The organism is Pseudomonas sp. GXM4, from assembly GCF_008923895.1.
Classification (GTDB): Bacteria; Pseudomonadota; Gammaproteobacteria; order Pseudomonadales; family Pseudomonadaceae; genus Aquipseudomonas; species Aquipseudomonas atacamensis.
This window is the reverse complement of the sequence record NZ_WBRZ01000071.1, coordinates 1-21,528: the sequence shown is the minus strand read 5'-3', so window position 1 is coordinate 21,528 and position 21,528 is coordinate 1. Positions and strand designations below refer to the sequence as shown.

Sequence of the window (21,528 nt, the reverse complement as noted above, 5' to 3'; positions counted from 1 at the left end):
GCTGGCAAGCCAGCTCCCACAAAGTTTTGTGGTGATCACAAAACCCGGAAACACAAACCCCGGCACAAGGCCGGGGTTTGTTTACCGCATTACAACCTTAGACCAGCGCAGCAATCGCCGCGTTGAAGGTTGCGCTTGGGCGCATGGCCTTGCTGATCAGCTCGGCGTCGGCGTGGTAGTAACCGCCGATGTCGACTGGCTTGCCCTGCACGGCGTTGAGCTCGGCAACGATGGTTGCCTCGTTCTCGGTCAGGGTTTTGGCCAGAGTCGCGAACTGCGCTTGCAGTGCAGCGTCTTCGGTCTGGGCAGCCAGGGCCTGAGCCCAGTACATCGCCAGGTAGAAGTGGCTGCCGCGGTTGTCGATGTTGCCGACTTTGCGCGATGGCGACTTGTTGTTGTCGAGGAACTGGCCGGTGGCCTGATCCAGGGTTTTCGACAGCACCAGTGCTTTCGGGTTGTTGTAGTTCACGCCCAGATGCTCAAGGGAAGCGGCGAGGGCAAGGAACTCACCCAGCGAATCCCAGCGCAGGAAGTTTTCTTCAACCAGTTGCTGCACGTGCTTCGGCGCCGAACCGCCGGCGCCGGTTTCGAACAGACCACCGCCATTCATCAGCGGTACGATCGACAGCATCTTGGCGCTGGTGCCCAGTTCCATGATCGGGAACAGGTCGGTCAGGTAGTCGCGCAGTACGTTGCCGGTCACCGAAATGGTGTCCTTGCCTTCGCGGGTGCGCTGCAGGGTGTGCTTCATCGCGTCGACCGGCGCCATGATCTGGATGTCCAGACCGCTGGTGTCGTGATCCTTCAGGTAGGCCTGAACCTTCTCGATCACCACGCCATCGTGAGCGCGCATCGGGTCGAGCCAGAAAATCGCCGGCGTGCTGCTCGCGCGAGCACGGTTGACGGCCAGTTTGACCCAGTCCTGGATCGGCGCGTCTTTGGTCTGGCACATGCGGAAGATGTCGCCGGCTTCGACAGCCTGTTCCATCAGCAGCTTGCCTTTGCTGTCGGTGACCCGAACAACGCCGTCAGCCTTGATCTGGAAGGTCTTGTCGTGGGAGCCGTACTCTTCGGCTTTCTTCGCCATCAGACCGACGTTCGGCACGCTGCCCATGGTGGTCGGGTCGAAAGCGCCGTTGGCTTTGCAATCTTCGATCACGGCCTGGTAGATGGTCGCGTAGCAACGATCCGGGATCACAGCCTTGGTGTCGTGCAGCTGACCGTCGGTGCCCCACATCTTGCCGGAGTCACGGATCATCGCTGGCATCGAGGCGTCGACGATGACGTCGCTCGGCACGTGCAGGTTGGTGATGCCTTTGTCGGAGTTGACCATCGCCAGCGAAGGACGAACGGCGTAGACCGCTGCGATATCGGCTTCGATCTGCGCTTGCTGCTCGGCCGGCAGGGCCTTGATGCGCGCGTACAGATCGCCGATGCCGTTGTTCAGATTGAAGCCGATCTGGTTCAACACGTCAGCGTGCTTGGTCAGTGCGTCTTTATAGAACTCGGCAACGATCTGGCCGAACATGATCGGGTCGGAGACCTTCATCATGGTCGCTTTCAAGTGAACCGAGAGCAGCACGCCCTGGGCCTTGGCGCTTTCGATCTCGGCAGCGATGAACGCACGCAGGGCGTTTTTGCTCATCACGGCGCAGTCGAGGATCTCGCCAGCCTGAACGGTGGTTTTTTCTTTCAGAACGGTGGCAGCACCGTCCTTGGCGATCAGTTCGATCTTCACAGCGTCAGCGGCGTCGATCAGGACAGCTTTTTCGCTGCCGTAGAAATCGCCGGTGCTCATGTGCGCGACGTGAGACTTGGAGTCCTTGGCCCAGGCGCCCATTTTGTGCGGGTGCTTGCGCGCGTAGTTCTTCACCGACAGCGGAGCGCGGCGGTCGGAGTTGCCTTCACGCAGAACCGGGTTCACAGCGCTGCCCTTGACCTTGTCGTAACGCGCCTTGGCGTCTTTGTCGGCGTCGCTGGTTACGGTTTCCGGGTAGTCAGGCAGGTTGTAGCCCTGCGCCTGCAGCTCTTTGATCGCGGCTTGCAGCTGTGGCACCGAAGCACTGATGTTCGGCAGCTTGATGATGTTGGCTTCAGGCGTAACGGCCAGGTCGCCCAGTTCGGCGAGGTGGTCGGCTACGGCTTTGTCGCCCAGTTGCTCGGGGAAGCTTGCCAGGATGCGCGCTGCAAGAGAGATATCGCGGGTTTCCACGGCGATATCGGCCGAGGCGGTGTAAGCCTCGATGATCGGCAGCAGGGAATAGGTGGCGAGGGCAGGAGCTTCGTCGGTGAAGGTATAGATGATCTTCGAGCGGGTGGGCATATTCGGATTAACTCTCTCTTCTTTGCTAAAGCGTGCGCAGAAACTCGAGGGGCGCCGGGTAAGCGCGTTCGTTCAAAGTCATCCATGAACCGAATGTCGAGATTCTTCGCGGTGATGTTGGGTGCATCAGTAGAGCGTCAAGCAGTCAGGCTGCGGTAACAACCCGACCAATCAGGCGGAAAGTCTCGTGCTAGAGAGGCCAGCCGTCGTGACCCTGTGGTCAGCGGGCGGCATTATACATAGGTAGCTGGCAATCTGCCGATGGTTCATATGCAACGATTCTCGTCCATTGGTCTAAAGGTCGCAGGGCGCGACCGGGCAAAGACTCGTTACGAATGCTGGAGTTTGGCGCTTTTCCCTTTGCTTTCAGGCTTGTACGAAACGAGATGTGCGCGGCGCAGGAACATAGGGTTTGCGTGTTGATTCAACTGGGTTACGCTCGAAGCAAGCCAGGTGTTCAATCCAAACAATGGAGTTCAGCATGGGTTACAAGAAGATTCAGGTTCCAGCCGTCGGTGACAAAATCACTGTCAATGCAGACCATTCTCTCAATGTTCCTGATAACCCGATCATCCCCTTCATCGAAGGTGACGGTATTGGTGTCGACATCAGTCCGGTGATGATCAAGGTTGTCGATGCTGCTATTGAAAAGGCCTACGGCGGCAAGCGCAAGATTTCCTGGATGGAAGTCTACGCCGGCGAAAAGGCCACTCAGGTTTATGACCAGGACACCTGGCTGCCGCAGGAAACCCTCGACGCGGTCAAGGATTACGTGGTCTCCATCAAAGGCCCGCTGACCACTCCGGTCGGTGGCGGTATCCGCTCGCTGAACGTGGCCCTGCGTCAGCAGCTCGACCTGTACGTCTGCCTGCGCCCGGTGCGCTGGTTCGAGGGTGTGCCAAGCCCGGTGAAAAAGCCCGGCGACGTCGACATGACCATCTTCCGCGAGAACTCCGAAGACATCTACGCGGGTATCGAATGGAAGGCCGGTTCGCCGGAAGCCACCAAGGTCATCAAATTCCTTAAAGAAGAAATGGGCGTCACCAAGATCCGTTTCGATGAAAACTGCGGCATCGGCGTCAAGCCGGTATCGCGTGAAGGCACCAAGCGTCTGGCGCGCAAGGCCCTGCAATATGTGGTCGACAATGACCGCGATTCGCTGACCATCGTGCACAAAGGCAACATCATGAAGTTCACCGAAGGTGCCTTCAAGGAATGGGCCTACGAAGTGGCGGCCGAAGAGTTCGGTGCGACCCTGCTCGACGGCGGTCCGTGGATGCAGTTCAAGAATCCGAAAACCGGCAAGAATGTTGTGGTCAAGGACGCCATCGCCGACGCCATGCTCCAGCAGATCCTGCTGCGCCCGGCCGAATACGATGTGATCGCTACGCTTAACCTCAACGGTGACTACCTGTCCGACGCGCTGGCGGCGGAAGTGGGTGGTATCGGTATTGCGCCGGGCGCCAACCTGTCCGACACCGTGGCGATGTTCGAAGCGACCCACGGTACCGCACCGAAATATGCCGGCAAGGATCAGGTCAACCCGGGCTCGTTGATTCTCTCGGCCGAGATGATGTTGCGTCATATGGGCTGGACTGAAGCGGCGGACCTGATCATCAAGGGCACCAACGGTGCGATCGGCGCCAAGACTGTTACTTATGATTTCGAGCGTTTGATGGATGGCGCGAAGCTGGTGTCGTCTTCCGGGTTCGGGGATGCGTTGATTTCGCATATGTAAAAGTTGCAGGCACGCAAAAACCGCCTGGCTCGATGGGTTGAGTCAGGCGTTTTTTTTATGACCGAATGTTTTGAGGCTTCAACTGGTAGCCGTTTGTTTTTCCTTGGCAATCGAGCTTGGCGTGGGAGCTGCTTCGACCGAAGTTATCTTCACGGCATGCAAGCCTTTAGGGCCTTGAACGATCTCGAAGTTCACCGCCTGACCCGCTTTCAGGGTTTTGTACCCTTCCATTTCAATGGCCGAGTAGTGGGCAAAGAAATCAATGTCTTTGCCATCCTCATCGCGACCTTCCCGGGCGTCGGTATTGATAAAGCCGAATCCCTTGGCATTGTTGAACCATTTCACCTTGCCGACAGCCATGCTCAAATCCCTCTGCAACAGACTCCATCGCTGGAGTATCATCCACGACATCCGCAATCGAATTCGATAAAAGAATTGACTCCGCGGATCTTTTTTACCCACTGTGGGCTCTATTGGTTGTAACACCGTTTTCCCGATAGTCAAGGTGACCGGGCAGTCGTAGTTGAAAACGTGTGCAACCGCCCCCACCACTGTATTCGCACAACTGACGAACCTTTTTTTCCATGCATGCAATCAGCCAGATTCGACTAACATTCAATCAGGATCGCCCGCTTCTCCAAAAGGATCTTCCACAGGAGCACGACGACGATTCGGCAGGCGTTGCTGTTCAGGAAGCAAAGCCCGCGTTACAGGCGCCGCCGATGTACAAGGTGGTTTTGTTCAACGATGACTACACACCGATGGATTTCGTCGTCGAAGTGCTCGAGGTGTTTTTTAACCTGAATCGCGAGCTGGCGACCAAGGTCATGCTGGCCGTCCATACAGAAGGACGGGCAGTATGTGGAGTGTTTACCCGCGACATCGCCGAGACAAAGGCCATGCAGGTCAACCAGTACGCCAGGGAAAGCCAGCATCCGCTACTCTGTGAAATCGAGAAGGACGGTTAATCGCCGACCACTTGGGTATGAGGTGAAGCTATGTTAAACCGCGAGCTCGAAGTCACCCTCAATCTTGCCTTCAAGGAGGCTCGTTCGAAGCGTCATGAGTTCATGACCGTCGAACATCTCCTGCTGGCCCTATTGGATAATGAGGCTGCCGCCACCGTTTTGCGTGCCTGCGGCGCAAACCTCGACAAACTCAAGCATGATCTGCAGGAGTTCATCGACTCCACCACGCCATTGATCCCCGTCCATGACGAGGATCGCGAGACCCAGCCAACCCTGGGCTTCCAGCGTGTCCTGCAGCGTGCTGTTTTTCACGTACAGAGCTCGGGCAAACGCGAAGTGACCGGCGCCAACGTGCTGGTCGCCATCTTCAGTGAGCAAGAGAGTCAGGCAGTGTTCCTGCTGAAACAGCAGAGCGTTGCGCGCATCGATGTCGTCAACTACATCGCCCACGGCATTTCGAAAGTACCGGGGCACGGCGATCACTCTGAAGGTGAACAAGATATGCAGGACGACGAGGGCGGTGAGTCTTCTTCTTCAGGCAATCCTCTGGATGCTTATGCCAGCAACCTCAACGAACTCGCGCGCCAGGGTCGCATTGATCCGTTGGTTGGTCGTGAGTCGGAAGTCGAGCGTGTCGCGCAGATCCTCGCGCGCCGGCGCAAGAACAATCCGCTGCTGGTGGGTGAGGCAGGCGTGGGTAAAACCGCGATTGCCGAAGGCCTGGCCAAGCGCATCGTCGACAATCAGGTGCCGGATCTGCTGGCCAATGCGGTGGTTTATTCGCTCGACCTTGGCGCTCTGCTCGCGGGCACCAAGTATCGCGGTGATTTCGAGAAGCGCTTCAAGGCGCTGCTCAATGAGCTGAAAAAGCGTCCGCAGGCGATTCTGTTCATCGACGAGATCCACACCATCATCGGTGCGGGTGCTGCTTCCGGTGGCGTGATGGATGCGTCCAACCTGCTCAAGCCGCTGCTGTCGTCTGGCGACATTCGCTGCATCGGTTCGACCACATTCCAGGAATTTCGCGGCATCTTCGAGAAGGATCGTGCCTTGGCGCGTCGCTTCCAGAAGGTCGATGTCGTCGAGCCGTCGGTGGAAGACACAATCGGTATCCTGCGTGGCCTGAAAGGGCGTTTCGAGCAGCACCACAATATCGAATACAGCGATGAGTCGTTGCGTGCCGCTGCTGAACTGGCGTCGCGCTACATCAATGACCGGCACATGCCAGACAAGGCCATCGACGTGATCGACGAAGCGGGCGCCTACCAGCGTCTGCAACCGGTAGAGATGCGCGTCAAGCGAATCGAAGTGCCACAGGTCGAGGACATCGTCGCGAAAATCGCGCGGATTCCGCCAAAGCACGTCACCAGTTCCGACAAAGAGTTGCTGCGTAACCTGGAGCGTGACCTGAAGCTGACGGTGTTTGGTCAGGACGCGGCGATCGATTCGCTGTCGACTGCGATCAAACTGTCCCGCGCCGGCCTCAAATCGCCGGACAAGCCAGTCGGTTCGTTCCTGTTTGCCGGGCCTACCGGTGTCGGTAAAACCGAGGCCGCGCGACAACTGGCCAAGGCCTTGGGCATTGAACTGGTGCGTTTCGACATGTCCGAGTACATGGAGCGGCACACCGTATCGCGTCTGATCGGTGCGCCTCCTGGCTATGTCGGTTTCGATCAGGGCGGTCTGTTGACCGAAGCGATCACCAAGCAGCCGCATTGCGTATTGCTCCTCGATGAAATCGAGAAGGCGCATCCGGAAGTCTTCAACCTGCTGTTGCAGGTCATGGACCACGGCACGCTGACCGACAACAACGGGCGCAAGGCGGATTTCCGCAACGTGATCGTGATCATGACCACCAACGCCGGTGCCGAGACGGCCGCGCGGGCTTCGATCGGTTTCACCCATCAGGACCACTCGTCCGATGCGATGGAAGTGATCAAGAAGAGCTTCACGCCGGAATTCCGTAACCGTCTGGACACCATTATCCAGTTTGGTCGCCTCAGTCATGAGGTCATCAAGAGTGTGGTGGACAAGTTCCTCACCGAGCTTCAGGCGCAGTTGGAAGACAAGCGTGTGTTGCTTGAGGTTACTGATGCTGCGCGTAGTTGGCTGGCGGCGGGTGGTTATGACTCGGCGATGGGCGCACGTCCGATGGCGCGTCTGATCCAGGACAAGATCAAGCGTCCGCTGGCGGAGGAGATTCTGTTTGGCGAACTGGCCGAGCATGGCGGTGTGGTGCACATCGACATCAAGGATGGGGAGTTGACGTTCGACTTCGAAACTACTGCGGAAATGGCCTGACGGCTGTGGATCAAGAGGGCGCCTTCGGGCGCCTTTTTGTTGCTCGTTGCTTGATGGTTTTGGGTGTAAATCCGTTGCTGCGGTTACGGCTGCTTAGGGTTTCGCCCTTACGGCGACTCACTTTTTTTACAAACGCCTAAAAAAAGTAAGCAAAAAAACGCTTGCTCCTACGTTCGGCCCTCGCAGGCTCGGGTTCCTTCGCTGCGGGATCGATCCGGGCGCAGCGGCTACGGTTTGCTTCGCTGCACCTCCTTCCGCTGTGTCTGGCTGCGCCAGACGGTCGCTGCGCTCCCACGCCCGGATCAATCCCTCCACTCAGCCTTCCGACGTCGCCGGTGGATCAAGATCAAGAGCACTCGAGCTTGCGCTCATTGTGTAGGAGCTGCCGAAGGCTGCGATCTTTTGATTTGCATGCTGTAAGCGCGAAACCGCCAGCCCCAAAACCTCAAAACGCAGATACAAAAACGCCCGGCATTACCCGGGCGTTCTGTATTGACTTGATTAACGAGCGCGGTAAGTGATCCGCCCTTTGCTCAAGTCATAGGGCGTCAGCTCGACGCGCACTTTGTCACCGGTAAGAATACGAATGTAGTTCTTGCGCATCTTGCCGGAAATATGCGCGGTTACGACGTGCCCATTTTCCAACTCCACACGAAACATGGTGTTGGGCAGGGTGTCGACGACAGTGCCTTCCATTTCGAAGCTGTCTTCTTTCGACATGCAGTAAAGCCCTCGGTATCCAATGAATGGCCCGGTGCAACTGCGCCAGGCAAAAGCGGCGTGCATTGTGCCCGAAAAATGGTGTTTACGCCAAGGGGTTTAGGCCGCAGGTTCAGTTCAGGATGACCCAGCGCTGATTGATCAGCAATTCGATGGGTCGATATTGCGTCTTGTAATTCATCTTTTTGCAGTTCTTGATCCAGTAACCCAGGTACACGGCCTCAAGTCCCAGGCGCTGGCTCTCGGCGATTTGCCAGAGTATTGCGTAACGGCCGAGGCTGCGGCGTTCTTCGTTCGGTTCGTAGAAGGTGTACACCGCCGACAGGCCGTTGGGCAGCAGATCGGTGACCGCCACCGCGAGCAACCGTCCGTCGAGTCGAAACTCGTAGAAGCGCGAGAAGGGCAGGTCACGCACCAGGAACGTCGAGAACTGATCGCGGCTCGGCGGGTACATGTCGCCGTCGGCATGGCGCTGTTCGATGTAGCGCTGGTAGAGGTCGAAATATTCTTCGCTGAAGTGCGGTTTGACCGGTTGTACTTGCAGGTCGGCGTTGCGTTTGTAGATGCGCTTCTGCTGGCGATTGGCGATGAACTGGGCGGAGGGAATGCGCGCAGGCACGCACGCATTGCAATTCTGGCAATGCGGCCGGTACAGATGATCGCCGCTGCGACGAAAGCCCATTTCCGACAGGTCTGCGTAGACATGCACATCCATGGGCTGACTCGGGTCGAGAAACAGCGTCGTGGCCTGCTCCTCGGGCAGATAACTGCAAGAGTGGGGCTGAGTGGCATAAAACTTCAAACGCGCCAACTCGGTCATGAATCAACCCTCGGGATAAGCTGGTGGATTAAGTGTAAGCCACCTGCGCAAAAGTCGCTCAGCAAACCCAGGTCGCCGAATTCGGTCGGTCGAGATGGCGCTGCAGATAGTCGGCGAATTCGCACCGCAGAATGGATCGCGCACCGAGGCTGTGGAGGTGATCGGTCGGCATCTGGCAATCGATCAGCACAAACCCGGCGGCTTTCAAATGCTGGACCAGCGTGGCAAAGCCATATTTGGATGCATTGTCAGCGCGGCTGAACATCGACTCGCCAAAAAACAGTTGGCCCATCGCCAGGCCGTACAGGCCGCCGACCAGCTGTCCCTCGTCCCAGACCTCAACCGAATGAGCGAAACCGCGCCGATGCAATTCTACGTAAGCATCCTGCATGGCCTCGGTGATCCAGGTGCCGTCGGCGTAGTCACGCGGGGCAGCGCAGGCGCGGATGACAGCGTCGAAATCCTGATCGAAAGTCACTTGGTAGCGTTGCTTGCGCAGCAGCTTGCCGAGACTGCGCGAGACGTGCAGTTCGTCGGGAAACAGCACGGTGCGAGGGTCTGGCGACCACCAGAGAATGGGTTGGCCTTCGGAGAACCAGGGAAAGCAGCCATGGCGATAGGCCTGGATCAGGCGGTCGGCGGACAGATCGCCGCCGGCGGCGAGCAATCCGTTCGGCTCGCGCATGGCTTTTTCCAGTGGCGGAAAGGTCAGGGAATTACGTTGTAACCAAGTCAGCATGGCATCCAGGCTTGCAGAAGGGGAGGGCGGTCAGGGGGCGTGCAGGCCCCGCGAAAGAGTTTGCCGCGAAACGGCGCCGCTGTCCTGCACAGTTGTCTGGTGCAGCGAGCATTGAGCTGCAACTTGATGTGTCGCCCGTGGTCGTAAACGTCGCCGTGTCGATGCTGTCGAGCATTCCTGTGAGCCCGATCCGGCCAGGTTCGCTACGTTCATCAAATACAGCTCATAAGCCTTTGTCACAAAAGGCAATGCATGCTCCAATTGCAAGGCACTGCGTGTGCGATTGGCTATGCTCAAGGCTGGGGTCTGAAACATGGCGTCGGGCGCACAAACCCGTACAATGCCGGGTTGTGACGGGCTTTTCGCTGCGCACAGTGTTTATGGCTGTGTTTATAAAACCAGTGGCACAGTGTTAAAAGTAGTCCCAGTTGAGCTTTTCACCTTTTCTACCTGCCTGGATTGGGCAGTTTTTTATCGTCATTCAATAGATGGACGCGCCTCGGGCGCAGGAAAAGAAGCGTTTTGAAGAAGACCACCGAAGCACCCAAAACAGTCGTTCCGCTCTGGCGCCAGCAACTGCACTACCGGCTCAAGGAAGGTGCATTGATCGCCATCGGCGCCTTGTGCCTGTTCCTGATGATGGCTTTGCTGACTTACGGCAAGGACGACCCGGGTTGGAGCCATAACAGCAAGATCGACGATGTGCAGAACTTCGGCGGCCCGGCCGGCTCGTACAGCGCCGATATCCTGTTCATGGTGCTCGGTTACTTCGCCTATATTTTTCCGTTGCTGCTGGCGGTCAAGGCATACCAGATCTTCCGTCAACGTCACGAGCCATGGCAGTGGAGCGGCTGGCTGTTTTCCTGGCGCCTGATCGGTCTGGTGTTCCTCGTGCTCTCCGGTGCTGCGCTGGCGCACATTCATTTCCATGCCGCGACCGGTCTGCCGGCCGGCGCTGGCGGTGCCCTGGGCGAAAGCCTTGGCGATCTGGCGAAGAATGCGCTGAACATTCAAGGCAGCACGCTGCTGTTCATCGCGCTGTTCCTGTTCGGCCTGACCGTATTCACCGACCTGTCGTGGTTCAAGGTGATGGACGTCACCGGCAAGATCACCCTCGATCTGTTCGAGCTGTTCCAGGGCGCGCTCAACCGCTGGTGGTCGGCGCGCACCGAGCGCAAGCAACTGGTCGCGCAACTGCGTGAGGTCGATGACCGCGTCCACGATGTGGTCGCACCGACTGTCACCGACAAGCGTGAACAGGCCAAGGTCAAGGAACGCCTGATCGAGCGTGAGCAAGCGCTGAGCAAGCACATGTCCGACCGCGAGAAGCAGGTGCCACCGGTGATCGCGCCGGCACCGGCCAAGGCCCCAGAGCCGAGCAAGCGCGTACAGAAAGAGAAGCAGGCGCCATTGTTCGTCGACAGCGCGGTCGAAGGCACCTTGCCGCCGATCTCCATTCTTGATCCTGCGGAAAAGAAACAGCTCAACTATTCGCCTGAGTCCTTGGCAGCGGTCGGCCACTTGCTGGAAATCAAGCTCAAGGAATTCGGCGTCGAAGTCACCGTTGACTCGATCCACCCGGGCCCGGTGATTACCCGTTACGAAATCCAGCCTGCCGCCGGGGTAAAAGTCAGCCGTATCGCCAACCTGGCGAAAGACCTGGCGCGTTCGCTGGCGGTGACCAGTGTGCGGGTCGTCGAGGTGATTCCGGGCAAGACCACCGTCGGTATCGAGATTCCCAACGAAGACCGCCAGATCGTGCGTTTCTCCGAGGTGCTGTCGACCCCCGAGTACGACAACTTCAAATCGCCGGTCACCCTGGCGCTCGGTCATGACATCGGCGGCAAGCCGGTCATCACCGACCTGGCGAAGATGCCGCACTTGTTGGTGGCCGGCACCACCGGTTCCGGTAAGTCCGTGGGCGTGAACGCGATGATCCTGTCGATCCTGTTCAAGTCCGGCCCGGACGATGCCAAGCTGATCATGATCGACCCGAAAATGCTTGAACTGTCCATCTACGAAGGCATTCCGCACCTGCTTTGCCCGGTTGTGACCGACATGAAGGATGCCGCCAACGCCTTGCGCTGGAGCGTTGCCGAGATGGAGCGTCGCTACAAGCTGATGGCGAAAATGGGCGTGCGTAACCTCTCCGGCTTCAACGCCAAGGTCAAGGAAGCCCAGGATGCCGGCGAGCCGTTGAGCGATCCGCTGTACAAGCGCGAAAGCATTCACGACGAAGCGCCGCTGCTGCAGAAACTGCCGACCATCGTTGTAGTGGTGGACGAATTCGCCGACATGATGATGATCGTCGGCAAGAAGGTTGAAGAACTGATTGCCCGTATTGCGCAAAAAGCGCGTGCGGCGGGGATTCACTTGATTCTTGCGACCCAGCGCCCGTCGGTGGACGTGATCACCGGTCTGATCAAGGCCAACATCCCGACACGTATGGCGTTTCAGGTATCGAGCAAGATCGACTCGCGAACCATCATCGACCAGGGTGGCGCCGAGCAACTGCTCGGTCACGGTGACATGCTCTACATGCCGCCTGGCACCAGTTTGCCGATCCGCGTCCACGGCGCGTTCGTCTCCGACGATGAGGTTCACCGTGTGGTCGAAGCGTGGAAGCTGCGCGGCGCGCCGGAATACAACGACGACATTCTCAACGGTGTCGAAGAGGCGGGCAGCGGCTTTGAAGGCAGCAGCGGTGGTGGCGACGGTGATGATCCGGAAGCCGACGCGCTGTATGACGAAGCGGTGCAGTTCGTCCTCGAAAGCCGTCGCGCGTCGATTTCCGCTGTGCAGCGCAAGCTGAAGATCGGCTACAACCGCGCCGCGCGGATGATCGAGGCGATGGAGATGGCCGGCGTCGTTACCTCTATGAACACCAACGGTTCGCGTGAAGTCCTGGCCCCGGGCCCGGTACGCGACTGAAACGCAACGACGCGGGTGGTGCAATGACGCACCACCCGCTCTCCCACGATTATTCAAGAGGACTCTCATGCGCCTTATCCGCATGCTGTTGCCAGTACTGGCGCTGACCACACTCACGGCCCACGCCGATGAAAAGGACGTGGCGCGTCTGACCCAATTGCTCGAAACATCGAAAACCCTGTCGGCCAACTTCTCGCAGTTGACCCTCGACGGCGGCGGCACCCAGTTGCAGGAAACCACCGGCAACATGACCCTGCAGCGTCCGGGTCTGTTCTACTGGCACACCAACGCGCCGGCCGAGCAGACCATGGTCTCCGACGGCAAGAAAGTCACCCTGTGGGACCCGGATCTGGAGCAGGCAACCATCAAGAAGCTCGACGAGCGGCTGACCCAGACGCCAGCGCTGTTGCTGTCCGGTGATGTCTCGAAGATCAGCCAGAGCTTCGATATCAGCGCGAAAGAGGCGGGCGGCGTGATCGACTTCACTCTCAAGCCGAAAACCAAGGACACCCTGTTCGACAACCTGCGCCTGTCGTTCCGCAACGGCCTGCTCAATGACATGCAACTGATTGACAGCGTCGGCCAGCGCACCAATATCCTGTTTACCATGGTCAAGGCCAACGAAGCGGTGCCTGCGTCCAAGTTCAAATTCGACATTCCCAAGGGTGCCGACGTTATCCAGGAATAAACACCGGGCCTTTGTGGTGAGGACCTGCTATTGAGGGGCTATTGTGGCGAGGGGATTTATCCCCGTCCGGCTGCGCAGCAGTCGTCGCTTTTGGGGCCGCTTCGCAGCCCAACGGGGATAAATCCCCTCACCACAGGTTCTTCAGCAGATTTCAGAAAATCAGAGGTTTCAACGCTACGTGATGGATCTGTTTCGCAGTGCACCGATTGCCCAACCCTTGGCCGCGCGTTTGCGTGCGGCCAATCTGGATGAGTACGTCGGTCAGGAACACGTGCTCGCTCGCGGCAAGCCTCTGCGTGAGGCGCTGGAGCAGGGCGCGCTGCATTCGATGATCTTCTGGGGGCCGCCGGGCGTGGGCAAAACCACCCTGGCGCGCTTGCTCGCAGAAGTCTCCGATGCGCACTTCGAAACGGTTTCGGCGGTGCTCGCCGGGGTCAAGGAAATCCGCCAGGCCGTTGAAATCGCCAAACAGCAGGCCGGACAGTACGGCAAGCGCACGATCCTGTTTGTCGATGAAGTGCACCGCTTCAACAAGTCGCAGCAGGACGCGTTTCTGCCGTACGTTGAAGACGGCACGCTGATCTTCATCGGCGCCACCACCGAAAACCCTTCGTTCGAACTGAACAACGCCCTGTTGTCGCGGGCCCGCGTCTACGTGCTGAAAAGCCTCGACGAAGCGGCGCTGCGCAAACTGGTGCATCGGGCTTTGACCGAAGAGCGCGGGCTGGGCAAGCGCAACCTGACCCTGAGCGATGAAGGTTTTCAGATGCTGCTGTCCGCCGCTGATGGTGATGGCCGGCGTCTGCTCAATCTGTTGGAAAACGCCTCTGATCTGGCCGAAGACAACAGCGAAATCGGCATCGAGCTGCTGCAAAGCCTGCTCGGCGACACCCGTCGACGTTTCGACAAGGGTGGCGAAGCGTTTTACGACCAGATCTCGGCCCTGCACAAATCGGTGCGCGGCTCCAACCCTGACGGCGCGTTGTACTGGTTTGCGCGGATGATCGACGGCGGCTGCGATCCGCTGTATCTGGCCCGGCGCGTGGTGCGCATGGCCAGCGAAGACATCGGCAACGCCGACCCGCGTGCGCTGAGCCTGTGCCTGGCGGCGTGGGAAGTGCAGGAGCGTCTCGGCAGCCCCGAGGGCGAATTGGCAGTCGCCCAGGCCATTACTTATCTGGCCTGCGCACCGAAAAGCAATGCGGTGTACATGGGCTTCAAAACCGCGCTGCGCGCAGCGGCTGAGAACGGCTCGCTGGAAGTCCCGCTGCACCTGCGCAATGCCCCGACCAAGCTGATGAAGCAATTGGGTTATGGCGACGAATACCGCTACGCCCACGACGAGCCGGACGCCTATGCCGCCGGCGAAGACTATTTTCCGGAAGAACTCGAGCCGATTCCGTTCTATCAGCCAGTGCCCCGTGGCCTGGAGTTGAAGATCGGCGAAAAACTCAATCACCTCGCTCAACTCGATCGTCTGAGCCCTCGGCAGCGGAGAAAATAGTGGTTCCATTGATCCTTGCAGTGTCGGTCGGCGGTGTTGCCGGCACCTTGTTGCGCTTCGCCACCGGTAATTGGGTCAGCGCCAATTGGCCGCGGCACTTCTATACCGCGACGCTGGCCGTTAATATCGTGGGCTGCCTGCTGATTGGCGTGTTGTACGGCCTGTTTCTGATACGCCCGGAGGTGCCGATCGAGGTGCGCGCCGGGTTGATGGTCGGCTTCCTCGGGGGGCTGACGACTTTTTCATCCTTTTCACTGGATACGGTGCGCCTGCTGGAAAGCGGGCAAGTGTTGCTGGCCCTGGGCTACGCCGCACTCAGCGTATTCGGCGGGCTGCTCGCGACGTGGGCCGGCCTGTCCCTGACCAAACTTTGATAACGAGAAACCGACATGCTCGATTCCAAACTGTTACGTAGCAACCTTCAGGACGTAGCGGACCGCCTGGCTTCCCGTGGCTTTGCCCTGGACACCGCGCGCATCGAAGCGCTGGAAGAACAGCGCAAGACCGTCCAGACCCGCACCGAAGCACTGCAGGCTGAACGTAACGCGCGTTCCAAATCCATCGGGCAGGCCAAGCAGCGTGGCGAAGACATCGCGCCGCTGATGGCGGACGTCGAGCGCATGGCGGCCGAGCTGAGCGCGGGCAAGGTCGAGCTGGACGCGATCCAGACCGAACTCGATTCGATCCTGCTCGGTATCCCCAACCTGCCGCACGAGTCGGTTCCGGTCGGCAAGGACGAAGACGACAACGTCGAAGTGCGCCGCTGGGGCACCCCGACTCAGTTCGATTTCGAAGTCAAAGACCACGTTGCCCTCGGCGAAAAGTTCGGCTGGCTGGACTTCGAAACCGCCGCCAAGCTGTCCGGCGCGCGGTTCGCCTTGCTGCGTGGCCCGATCGCGCGGCTGCATCGCGCACTGGCGCAGTTCATGATCAATCTGCATGTCACCGAACATGGCTACGAAGAGGCTTACACGCCTTATCTGGTTCAGGCTCCGGCGCTGCAAGGCACCGGCCAGTTGCCGAAGTTCGAAGAGGATCTGTTCAAGATTGCCCGCGAAGGCGAAGCCGATCTGTACCTGATCCCGACCGCCGAAGTGTCACTGACCAACATCGTTGCCGGCGAAATCGTCGATTCGAAACTGCTGCCGATCAAGTTTGTCGCCCACACCCCGTGCTTCCGCAGCGAAGCCGGTGCGTCGGGCCGCGACACGCGTGGCATGATCCGCCAGCACCAGTTCGACAAAGTCGAAATGGTCCAGATCGTCGAGCCATCGCAATCGATGGAAGCGCTGGAAAGCCTGACTGCCAACGCCGAAAAAGTCCTGCAGCTGCTCGGCCTGCCTTACCGCACCCTGGCGCTGTGCACCGGCGACATGGGCTTCAGCGCCGTCAAGACCTATGACCTGGAAGTGTGGATTCCGAGCCAGGACAAATACCGCGAAATCTCCTCGTGCTCCAATTGCGGCGACTTCCAGGCGCGGCGCATGCAGGCGCGTTTCCGTAACCCGGAAACCGGCAAGCCTGAGCTGGTGCACACCTTGAACGGCTCTGGTCTGGCGGTCGGTCGTACTCTGGTTGCGGTACTGGAAAACTACCAGCAGGCCGACGGTTCGATCCGCGTGCCGGACGTGCTCAAGCCGTACATGGGTGGCCTTGAGGTCATCGGCTAAATGAAATATCTGCCGCTGTTTCACAACCTTCGCGGCAGTCGTGTGTTGGTTGTCGGTGGGGGGGAAATTGCGTTGCGCAAATCCCGCCTGCTGGCCGATGCCGGTGCGCTGCTGCGGGTGGTCGCACCTGAAATCGAAACGCAACTGGCTGAACTGGTCGCTGCCAGCGGCGGTGAATGCCTGTTGCGCGGTTATGCCGAAACGGATCTGGACGGTTGCGGGTTGATCATTGCCGCTACCGACGACGAAACGCTCAACGCGCAAGTCTCCACCGACGCCCACCGCCGTTGCGTGCCGGTCAACGTGGTCGATGCGCCGGCCTTGTGCAGCGTGATCTTCCCGGCGATCGTCGATCGCTCGCCGTTGATCATCGCCGTGTCCAGCGGCGGCGATGCGCCGGTACTGGCGCGCCTGATCCGCGCGAAAATCGAAACCTGGATTCCTTCCACTTACGGTCAGTTGGCTGGATTGGCTGCGCGTTTTCGCAATCAGGTGAAAAACCTGTTTCCGGATGTTCAGCAGCGTCGCGGCTTCTGGGAAGACGTTTTCCAAGGCCCGATTGCCGATCGTCAACTGGCCGGGCAGGGCGCTGAAGCCGAGCGCCTGTTGCAGGCCAAGGTCGATGGCGAGCCCATGGTCACCACTGGCGAGGTTTATCTGGTCGGTGCCGGCCCCGGTGATCCGGATCTGTTGACCTTCCGCGCACTGCGCCTGATGCAGCAAGCCGATGTGGTGCTCTATGACCGCCTTGTGGCACCGGCGATTCTCGAGTTGTGCCGTCGCGATGCCGAGCGGGTGTATGTCGGCAAGCGTCGCTCCGAACACGCCGTGCCGCAGGATCAGATCAACCAGCAACTGGTCGATCTGGCCAAGGCCGGCAAGCGTGTGGTGCGGTTGAAGGGTGGCGATCCGTTTATCTTCGGCCGCGGTGGCGAAGAGATCGAAGAGCTCGCGGCCCACGGTATTCCATTCCAGGTGGTGCCGGGCATTACGGCGGCCAGCGGTTGCGCTGCTTATGCGGGGATTCCGCTGACCCACCGTGACCATGCGCAGTCCGTGCGGTTTGTCACTGGCCACTTGAAGGATGGTTCCACCGATCTGCCATGGGCCGATCTTGTCGCCCCGGCGCAGACGCTGGTGTTCTACATGGGCCTGGTGGGTTTGCCGATCATCTGTGAGCAGTTGATCAAGCATGGTCGCGCGGCGGATACCCCGGCGGCGTTGATTCAGCAGGGCACTACAGTCAATCAGCGGGTTTTCACCGGCACGCTGGCGGATCTGCCGCGAATGGTGGCGGAGCATGAAGTGCATGCACCGACCCTGGTGATCGTCGGCGAAGTAGTGCAGCTGCGCGAGAAACTGGCGTGGTTTGAAGGGGCGCAGGCGCAGGTCTAAACACCGCGTCGCCCCAATCGCTGGCAAGCCAGCTCCCACAGGTATTGTGTCAAAGCTGCAATCTTCAGCATTACACAAGACCTTGTGGGAGCTGGCTTGCCAGCGATGGCGCCCTTAAGAGCTGCTCGAATTTCAACCCCGGCGCCAAACCCCTTTCCCGATCAACCGCTCGCGATCATGCGCTACGCTGAAATCCTGCTCCGGCCCCTTCGGCACAACCCCTGTCGGGTTAATCGTCTTGTGGCTGCCATAGTAGTGATGCTTGATATGCTGGAAATCCACCGTCTCGGCAATCCCCGGCCACTGATACATCTCGCGCAGCCAGTTCGACAGGTTCGGGTAGTCGGCAATCCGCCGCAGGTTGCACTTGAAGTGCCCGTGATACACCGCGTCAAAGCGAATCATCGTGGTGAACAAACGCACATCGGCCTCGGTCAGGTATTCCCCGCTCAGGTAACGATTGGCACCCAGCAGTTGCTCCAGATGATCCAGTTCGGCGAAGACTTCATCGAACGCCTGTTCGTAGGCTTGCTGCGAAGTAGCGAATCCGGCGCGGTAGACACCGTTGTTCACCGCCGGGTAGATCCGCTCGTTCAGCGCATCGATTTCGTTGCGTAGCGGCGCCGGATAAAAGTCCAGATCGCTACCAGTGATCTCGTCGAAGGCGCTGTTGAACATGCGGATGATTTCCGCCGATTCATTGCTGACAATCCGCTTGAGTTTCTTGTCCCACAACACTGGCACCGTCACGCGCCCGGTGTAGTCAGGCGTGTCAGCGGTGTAGCGCTGATGCATGAAGTCGAAGCCGTCGAGCTTGTCGCCGGTCGAGCCTAGCGCTTTGTCGAAGGTCCAGCCGTTTTCCAGCATCAGCCAGCTGACCACCGACACGTCGATCAGACTTTCCAGACCTTTCAATTTGCGAAAAATCAGCGTGCGATGCGCCCAAGGGCAGGCGAGGGAAACGTAGAGGTGATAGCGCCCGGCTTCGGCAGTGAAACCGCCTTCACCGCTGGGGCCTGGTTGACCGTCGGCGGTCACCCAGTTGCGGCGTTGCGCTTGTTCGCGCTGGAACGCGCCGTCCTTGCTGCTTTCGTACCACTTGTCCTGCCAGTGGCCGTCGACGAGTAAACCCATGATCAAGACTCCCAAAACCAATATTCGTTGGAGTCGAGTCTATTCCGATGAGTTCGAACAAAAAGCGCAAAGATCGGGCGCTAATGATCGGTTAGATCGATGTGTTGCGCGCCGCCCAGTATTGTTCTGCGGTTGTGAAGGCCTGTTCGCGATTCTGACCGAGACCGCGCAGGGCGAGGGCCATGGTCGCAATCAAGGCCATTTGCGGGTAACTGTCGACCACATCGCCACGCCACACGGCTTTCAAGTGCTCGATGTCCAGCGAGGCGGGTTTGACGTGGCGCTGCGCTGACAGCTGCGGCCATTCTTCATCCCAGCTCTGACCGCCGCTGGTGCCATAAAGGTGGCTGGTGGCGTCGGGGTTGATCTCGATTTCACCGCCATCGCCCTTGACCACAATTGCCGTGTCGCCGAGCAAGCCGCTGGCATCGCGATGCACCGCCTGGTAACCCGGGTGAAAAATGCTTTGCAGGCCGCAGCGTGCGCCCAACGGATTGAGAATCCGCGCCAGCGAGTGGATCGGCGACCGCAGGCCCAAGGTATTGCGCAGGTCGATCATCTTTTGCAACTGCGGCGCCCAGTCCACCAGCGGCATAAACGCCAGACCGCCGTTGTCCAGTGCCGCGCCGACCTGCTGCCAATTGCGGCACAGGGGAGTGTTCAGTTCGCCCAGCAGTTGTTCGCTGTACAGACGCCCGGCCGTGTGTGCGCCGCCGCCATGCATGAAGATGCGCACGCCGTTTTGCGCCAGGCACTTGGCCGCCAGCAGATACCACGGCAGGTGGCGTTTTTTGCCGGCGTAGGTCGGCCAGTCCAAGTCGACATTCAATGCGGGCGCGTGCAAGCGTGCGCGCAGGGCTTCGGTGAAACCGGCCATTTCTTCGGCACTTTCTTCCTTGTGCCGCAGCAACATCAGGAAGGCACCCAGTTGCGTATCTTCGACCTTGTCATCGAGCACCATGCCCATGGCCTCGCGGGCTTCCTCGCGCGTAAGGTCGCGGGCGCCGCGCTTGCCCTTGCCGAGAATGCGCACGAATTGCGCGAACGGATGCTCGGCAGGCGTTTCGAGGGTCAAAGCTGGAAAGTCGTTCATAGGCAATTCGTCGGTTTGGGCAGGCCCGCCAGTTTCGCGGCGAGTTTGGCAGGGGTGCCTTTGAACAGTCGGTTCAGGTGCAGGCTGTTGCCTTTGTCGGCGCCGAGTTTCAACGCGGTGTACTTGATCAGCGGACGCGTGGCCGGCGATAGCTGGAATTCGGCGTAGAAGCTACGCAGAAGCTCAAGGACTTCCCAGTGTTCGGGCGTCAACTGGATGTCTTCGGCGGCGGCGAGGGCGCTGGCGACTTCAGCCGACCAGTCGCTGAGGTCAACGAGAAAGCCGTCCTTGTCCAGTTCGATGGCGCGGGCGCCGACGGTCATTGAATTCATAGCCAGCTGTTGACCTTGGCGTGATGGATCGACAGTTCGACGAAGGCCGGGTAGTCAATGGCCTCGGCCCAGTCTGGAACCTCGATCGCACGCGCCTGTGCGTCCTCAACCAATACAAAAAGTTTGATTGGTCGCTCTTGCAGAGCAGCGAACGGCGCAGTGTTCGGTTGCAGCGCATACACCGCATCGCCGGACAACAACACAGCGTCGGCGCTGCCGAGCAGGCGCAGACAACTGCTCAGACGATCGTCGCCGAACGGGGAATGAGACAACACATGCAAAGTCGACATCAGAGGGTGATCACCTGATCGTAACGGTCAATAAGGGCGGTGATGTGTTCAGCAGCAAGCGGCTGCGCTTCGTCCAGCGACAGGTTGCCAAGACCGCGAGCATTGGCGCTTTCGGCGCAATAGAACAGCTCTTCGACACCAAACATCGGCAGCGCCTGCAGATTGGCGCTGAGGTCTTTCTGCTGCAAGGCCCTGGCGTTCTGCCCGGCGGCCAGTTGCAGCACGCCGTCATCGAGAAACAGCAAACCGATCGGCAGATCGAAGGCGCCACCGGCGAGCACGATATCCAGCGCTTCCCGGGCACCGGGGCCGGACCAAGGCGATTGGCGGCTGATGATCAACAGCGATTTGGCCATGTTCAAGCGCCTCCGAAACAGATGAGCCGATCAGCGTCCTGCACGGCGTCGTGCAATTGACCCAGACCGGACAATTCCCATGGCGCGCTGAGCGAAATCGCTTCACGCTGGTAACGCTTGGCTTCTTCTTCGTTCAACACGCCACGGCGCAGAGCGGCGGCGATGCAGACCACGCCGTCAAGTTGCTTTTCGTTGATAAAGGCGCGCCATTGCTTGGGCAAGTCCAGTTCATCCTGCGGCGTCACCACCGCATCGGAGGCGTTGAACACGCCGTCCTGATAGAAGAACAGCCGGACAATCTCATGGCCGCCGGCCAGCGCGGCCTGGGCAAACAGCAGGGCACGGCGCGAGGAGGGCGCATGGGCGGCGGAAAACAGCGCGATGGCGAACTTCATGATGGACTCGATCAGCGAAACTGCGGCCATGATAAAGCTTTATTGCGACAGCCGCGAAACCCGAGTTTTACGCAGATACCTTTGTAGGAGCTGCCGAAGGCTGCGATCTTTTGATCTTGAAGAGCAAAATC

20 protein-coding genes are annotated in these 21,528 nt (G+C 59.2%); 9 read left to right on the top strand and 11 right to left on the bottom strand.

What is annotated here, in order from left to right:
* Window positions 1-97: 97 nt before the first annotated feature.
* Entirely contained in the window at window positions 98-2,323 is a 2,226-nt protein-coding gene (locus tag F8N49_RS11790) for an NADP-dependent isocitrate dehydrogenase (RefSeq protein ID WP_151551521.1), read from the bottom strand.
* 481 nt (window positions 2,324-2,804) lie between these two features.
* Between F8N49_RS11790 and icd the strand changes: the two genes are divergently transcribed.
* Entirely contained in the window at window positions 2,805-4,061 is a 1,257-nt protein-coding gene (gene icd, locus F8N49_RS11785; protein ID WP_071172898.1) for an NADP-dependent isocitrate dehydrogenase, read from the top strand.
* A gap of 78 nt (window positions 4,062-4,139) precedes the next feature.
* On the opposite strand, the gene F8N49_RS11780 is transcribed toward icd, so the two are convergent.
* Window positions 4,140-4,421, bottom strand: a complete 282-nt coding sequence (locus tag F8N49_RS11780; protein ID WP_071172897.1) for a cold shock domain-containing protein — start codon at window positions 4,419-4,421, stop codon at window positions 4,140-4,142.
* A gap of 224 nt (window positions 4,422-4,645) precedes the next feature.
* Between F8N49_RS11780 and clpS the strand changes: the two genes are divergently transcribed.
* Together clpS and clpA are read left to right on the top strand one after the other, a co-directional pair.
* Window positions 4,646-5,029 (top strand): ATP-dependent Clp protease adapter ClpS, encoded by a 384-nt coding sequence (gene clpS / locus F8N49_RS11775; protein WP_011334948.1) that lies wholly within the window; start codon window positions 4,646-4,648, stop codon window positions 5,027-5,029.
* Window positions 5,030-5,059: 30 nt separating this feature from the next.
* Window positions 5,060-7,330 (top strand): ATP-dependent Clp protease ATP-binding subunit ClpA, encoded by a 2,271-nt coding sequence (clpA, locus tag F8N49_RS11770; protein WP_016775266.1) that lies wholly within the window; start codon window positions 5,060-5,062, stop codon window positions 7,328-7,330.
* A gap of 501 nt (window positions 7,331-7,831) precedes the next feature.
* On the opposite strand, the gene infA is transcribed toward clpA, so the two are convergent.
* The 3 genes from infA to aat form a co-directional block, all read right to left on the bottom strand.
* The gene (gene infA, locus F8N49_RS11765; protein WP_002553999.1) at window positions 7,832-8,050 is read right to left on the bottom strand and encodes a translation initiation factor IF-1; all 219 of its coding nucleotides are present in this window, start codon (window positions 8,048-8,050) and stop codon (window positions 7,832-7,834) included.
* Window positions 8,051-8,162: 112 nt separating this feature from the next.
* Window positions 8,163-8,870: an arginyltransferase gene (locus F8N49_RS11760; protein WP_016775265.1), complete on the bottom strand. Its 708-nt coding sequence runs from the start codon at window positions 8,868-8,870 to the stop codon at window positions 8,163-8,165.
* A gap of 58 nt (window positions 8,871-8,928) precedes the next feature.
* On the bottom strand, window positions 8,929-9,609 hold the full coding sequence (aat, locus tag F8N49_RS11755) for a leucyl/phenylalanyl-tRNA--protein transferase (protein WP_071172895.1): 681 nt from the start codon (window positions 9,607-9,609) through the stop codon (window positions 8,929-8,931).
* Window positions 9,610-10,131: 522 nt separating this feature from the next.
* Between aat and ftsK the strand changes: the two genes are divergently transcribed.
* From ftsK to cysG, 6 genes are all read left to right on the top strand, one after another.
* On the top strand, window positions 10,132-12,540 hold the full coding sequence (ftsK, locus tag F8N49_RS11750; protein WP_041477069.1) for a DNA translocase FtsK: 2,409 nt from the start codon (window positions 10,132-10,134) through the stop codon (window positions 12,538-12,540).
* Window positions 12,541-12,607: 67 nt separating this feature from the next.
* Window positions 12,608-13,228 carry an outer membrane lipoprotein chaperone LolA gene (gene lolA, locus F8N49_RS11745; protein ID WP_151551519.1) on the top strand — a complete coding sequence of 207 codons (621 nt, stop codon included), beginning with the start codon at window positions 12,608-12,610 and terminating at the stop codon, window positions 13,226-13,228.
* A 181-nt stretch (window positions 13,229-13,409) separates the two neighbouring features.
* On the top strand, window positions 13,410-14,732 hold the full coding sequence (locus F8N49_RS11740) for a replication-associated recombination protein A (protein ID WP_051600478.1): 1,323 nt from the start codon (window positions 13,410-13,412) through the stop codon (window positions 14,730-14,732).
* The gene (gene crcB, locus F8N49_RS11735; RefSeq protein ID WP_016775261.1) at window positions 14,732-15,106 is read left to right on the top strand and encodes a fluoride efflux transporter CrcB; all 375 of its coding nucleotides are present in this window, start codon (window positions 14,732-14,734) and stop codon (window positions 15,104-15,106) included. The genes F8N49_RS11740 and crcB overlap by 1 nt, the downstream gene beginning before the upstream one ends.
* Window positions 15,107-15,121: 15 nt before the next feature.
* The gene (gene serS, locus F8N49_RS11730; RefSeq protein ID WP_151551517.1) at window positions 15,122-16,402 is read left to right on the top strand and encodes a serine--tRNA ligase; all 1,281 of its coding nucleotides are present in this window, start codon (window positions 15,122-15,124) and stop codon (window positions 16,400-16,402) included.
* A complete protein-coding gene (cysG, locus tag F8N49_RS11725; RefSeq protein ID WP_041477064.1) occupies window positions 16,403-17,797 on the top strand; it encodes a siroheme synthase CysG in 1,395 nt (464 codons plus the stop codon).
* A gap of 132 nt (window positions 17,798-17,929) precedes the next feature.
* On the opposite strand, the gene F8N49_RS11720 is transcribed toward cysG, so the two are convergent.
* From F8N49_RS11720 to tusD, 6 genes are all read right to left on the bottom strand, one after another.
* Window positions 17,930-18,931: a glutathione S-transferase family protein gene (locus F8N49_RS11720; RefSeq protein WP_151551515.1), complete on the bottom strand. Its 1,002-nt coding sequence runs from the start codon at window positions 18,929-18,931 to the stop codon at window positions 17,930-17,932.
* Window positions 18,932-19,022: 91 nt separating this feature from the next.
* Window positions 19,023-20,024 (bottom strand): glycosyl transferase family protein, encoded by a 1,002-nt coding sequence (locus F8N49_RS11715; RefSeq protein ID WP_151551513.1) that lies wholly within the window; start codon window positions 20,022-20,024, stop codon window positions 19,023-19,025.
* On the bottom strand, window positions 20,021-20,356 hold the full coding sequence (locus F8N49_RS11710) for a TusE/DsrC/DsvC family sulfur relay protein (protein ID WP_071172889.1): 336 nt from the start codon (window positions 20,354-20,356) through the stop codon (window positions 20,021-20,023). The genes F8N49_RS11715 and F8N49_RS11710 overlap by 4 nt, the downstream gene beginning before the upstream one ends.
* Window positions 20,353-20,646, bottom strand: a complete 294-nt coding sequence (gene tusB, locus F8N49_RS11705; protein WP_071172888.1) for a sulfurtransferase complex subunit TusB — start codon at window positions 20,644-20,646, stop codon at window positions 20,353-20,355. Before tusB ends, F8N49_RS11710 begins: the two co-directional genes overlap by 4 nt.
* On the bottom strand, window positions 20,646-21,002 hold the full coding sequence (gene tusC, locus F8N49_RS11700; RefSeq protein WP_071172887.1) for a sulfurtransferase complex subunit TusC: 357 nt from the start codon (window positions 21,000-21,002) through the stop codon (window positions 20,646-20,648). The genes tusB and tusC overlap by 1 nt, the downstream gene beginning before the upstream one ends.
* A gap of 2 nt (window positions 21,003-21,004) precedes the next feature.
* Window positions 21,005-21,397, bottom strand: a complete 393-nt coding sequence (tusD, locus tag F8N49_RS11695; RefSeq protein WP_038860118.1) for a sulfurtransferase complex subunit TusD — start codon at window positions 21,395-21,397, stop codon at window positions 21,005-21,007.
* Between the last annotated feature and the right edge of the window lie 131 nt (window positions 21,398-21,528).

Coding starts and splice junctions, on each gene's coding strand:
- F8N49_RS11715 (WP_151551513.1), bottom strand. CDS start 20,024: ATGAACGACTTTCCAGCTTTGACCCTCGAAACGCCTGCCGAGCATCCG.
- serS (WP_151551517.1), top strand. CDS start 15,122: ATGCTCGATTCCAAACTGTTACGTAGCAACCTTCAGGACGTAGCGGAC.
- F8N49_RS11780 (WP_071172897.1), bottom strand. CDS start 4,421: ATGGCTGTCGGCAAGGTGAAATGGTTCAACAATGCCAAGGGATTCGGC.
- F8N49_RS11790 (WP_151551521.1), bottom strand. CDS start 2,323: ATGCCCACCCGCTCGAAGATCATCTATACCTTCACCGACGAAGCTCCT.
- clpS (WP_011334948.1), top strand. CDS start 4,646: ATGCATGCAATCAGCCAGATTCGACTAACATTCAATCAGGATCGCCCG.
- tusB (WP_071172888.1), bottom strand. CDS start 20,646: ATGTCGACTTTGCATGTGTTGTCTCATTCCCCGTTCGGCGACGATCGT.
- tusC (WP_071172887.1), bottom strand. CDS start 21,002: ATGGCCAAATCGCTGTTGATCATCAGCCGCCAATCGCCTTGGTCCGGC.
- F8N49_RS11710 (WP_071172889.1), bottom strand. CDS start 20,356: ATGAATTCAATGACCGTCGGCGCCCGCGCCATCGAACTGGACAAGGAC.
- F8N49_RS11760 (WP_016775265.1), bottom strand. CDS start 8,870: ATGACCGAGTTGGCGCGTTTGAAGTTTTATGCCACTCAGCCCCACTCT.
- lolA (WP_151551519.1), top strand. CDS start 12,608: ATGCGCCTTATCCGCATGCTGTTGCCAGTACTGGCGCTGACCACACTC.
- clpA (WP_016775266.1), top strand. CDS start 5,060: ATGTTAAACCGCGAGCTCGAAGTCACCCTCAATCTTGCCTTCAAGGAG.
- icd (WP_071172898.1), top strand. CDS start 2,805: ATGGGTTACAAGAAGATTCAGGTTCCAGCCGTCGGTGACAAAATCACT.
- F8N49_RS11740 (WP_051600478.1), top strand. CDS start 13,410: ATGGATCTGTTTCGCAGTGCACCGATTGCCCAACCCTTGGCCGCGCGT.
- F8N49_RS11720 (WP_151551515.1), bottom strand. CDS start 18,931: ATGGGTTTACTCGTCGACGGCCACTGGCAGGACAAGTGGTACGAAAGC.
- tusD (WP_038860118.1), bottom strand. CDS start 21,397: ATGAAGTTCGCCATCGCGCTGTTTTCCGCCGCCCATGCGCCCTCCTCG.
- aat (WP_071172895.1), bottom strand. CDS start 9,609: ATGCTGACTTGGTTACAACGTAATTCCCTGACCTTTCCGCCACTGGAA.
- cysG (WP_041477064.1), top strand. CDS start 16,403: ATGAAATATCTGCCGCTGTTTCACAACCTTCGCGGCAGTCGTGTGTTG.
- infA (WP_002553999.1), bottom strand. CDS start 8,050: ATGTCGAAAGAAGACAGCTTCGAAATGGAAGGCACTGTCGTCGACACC.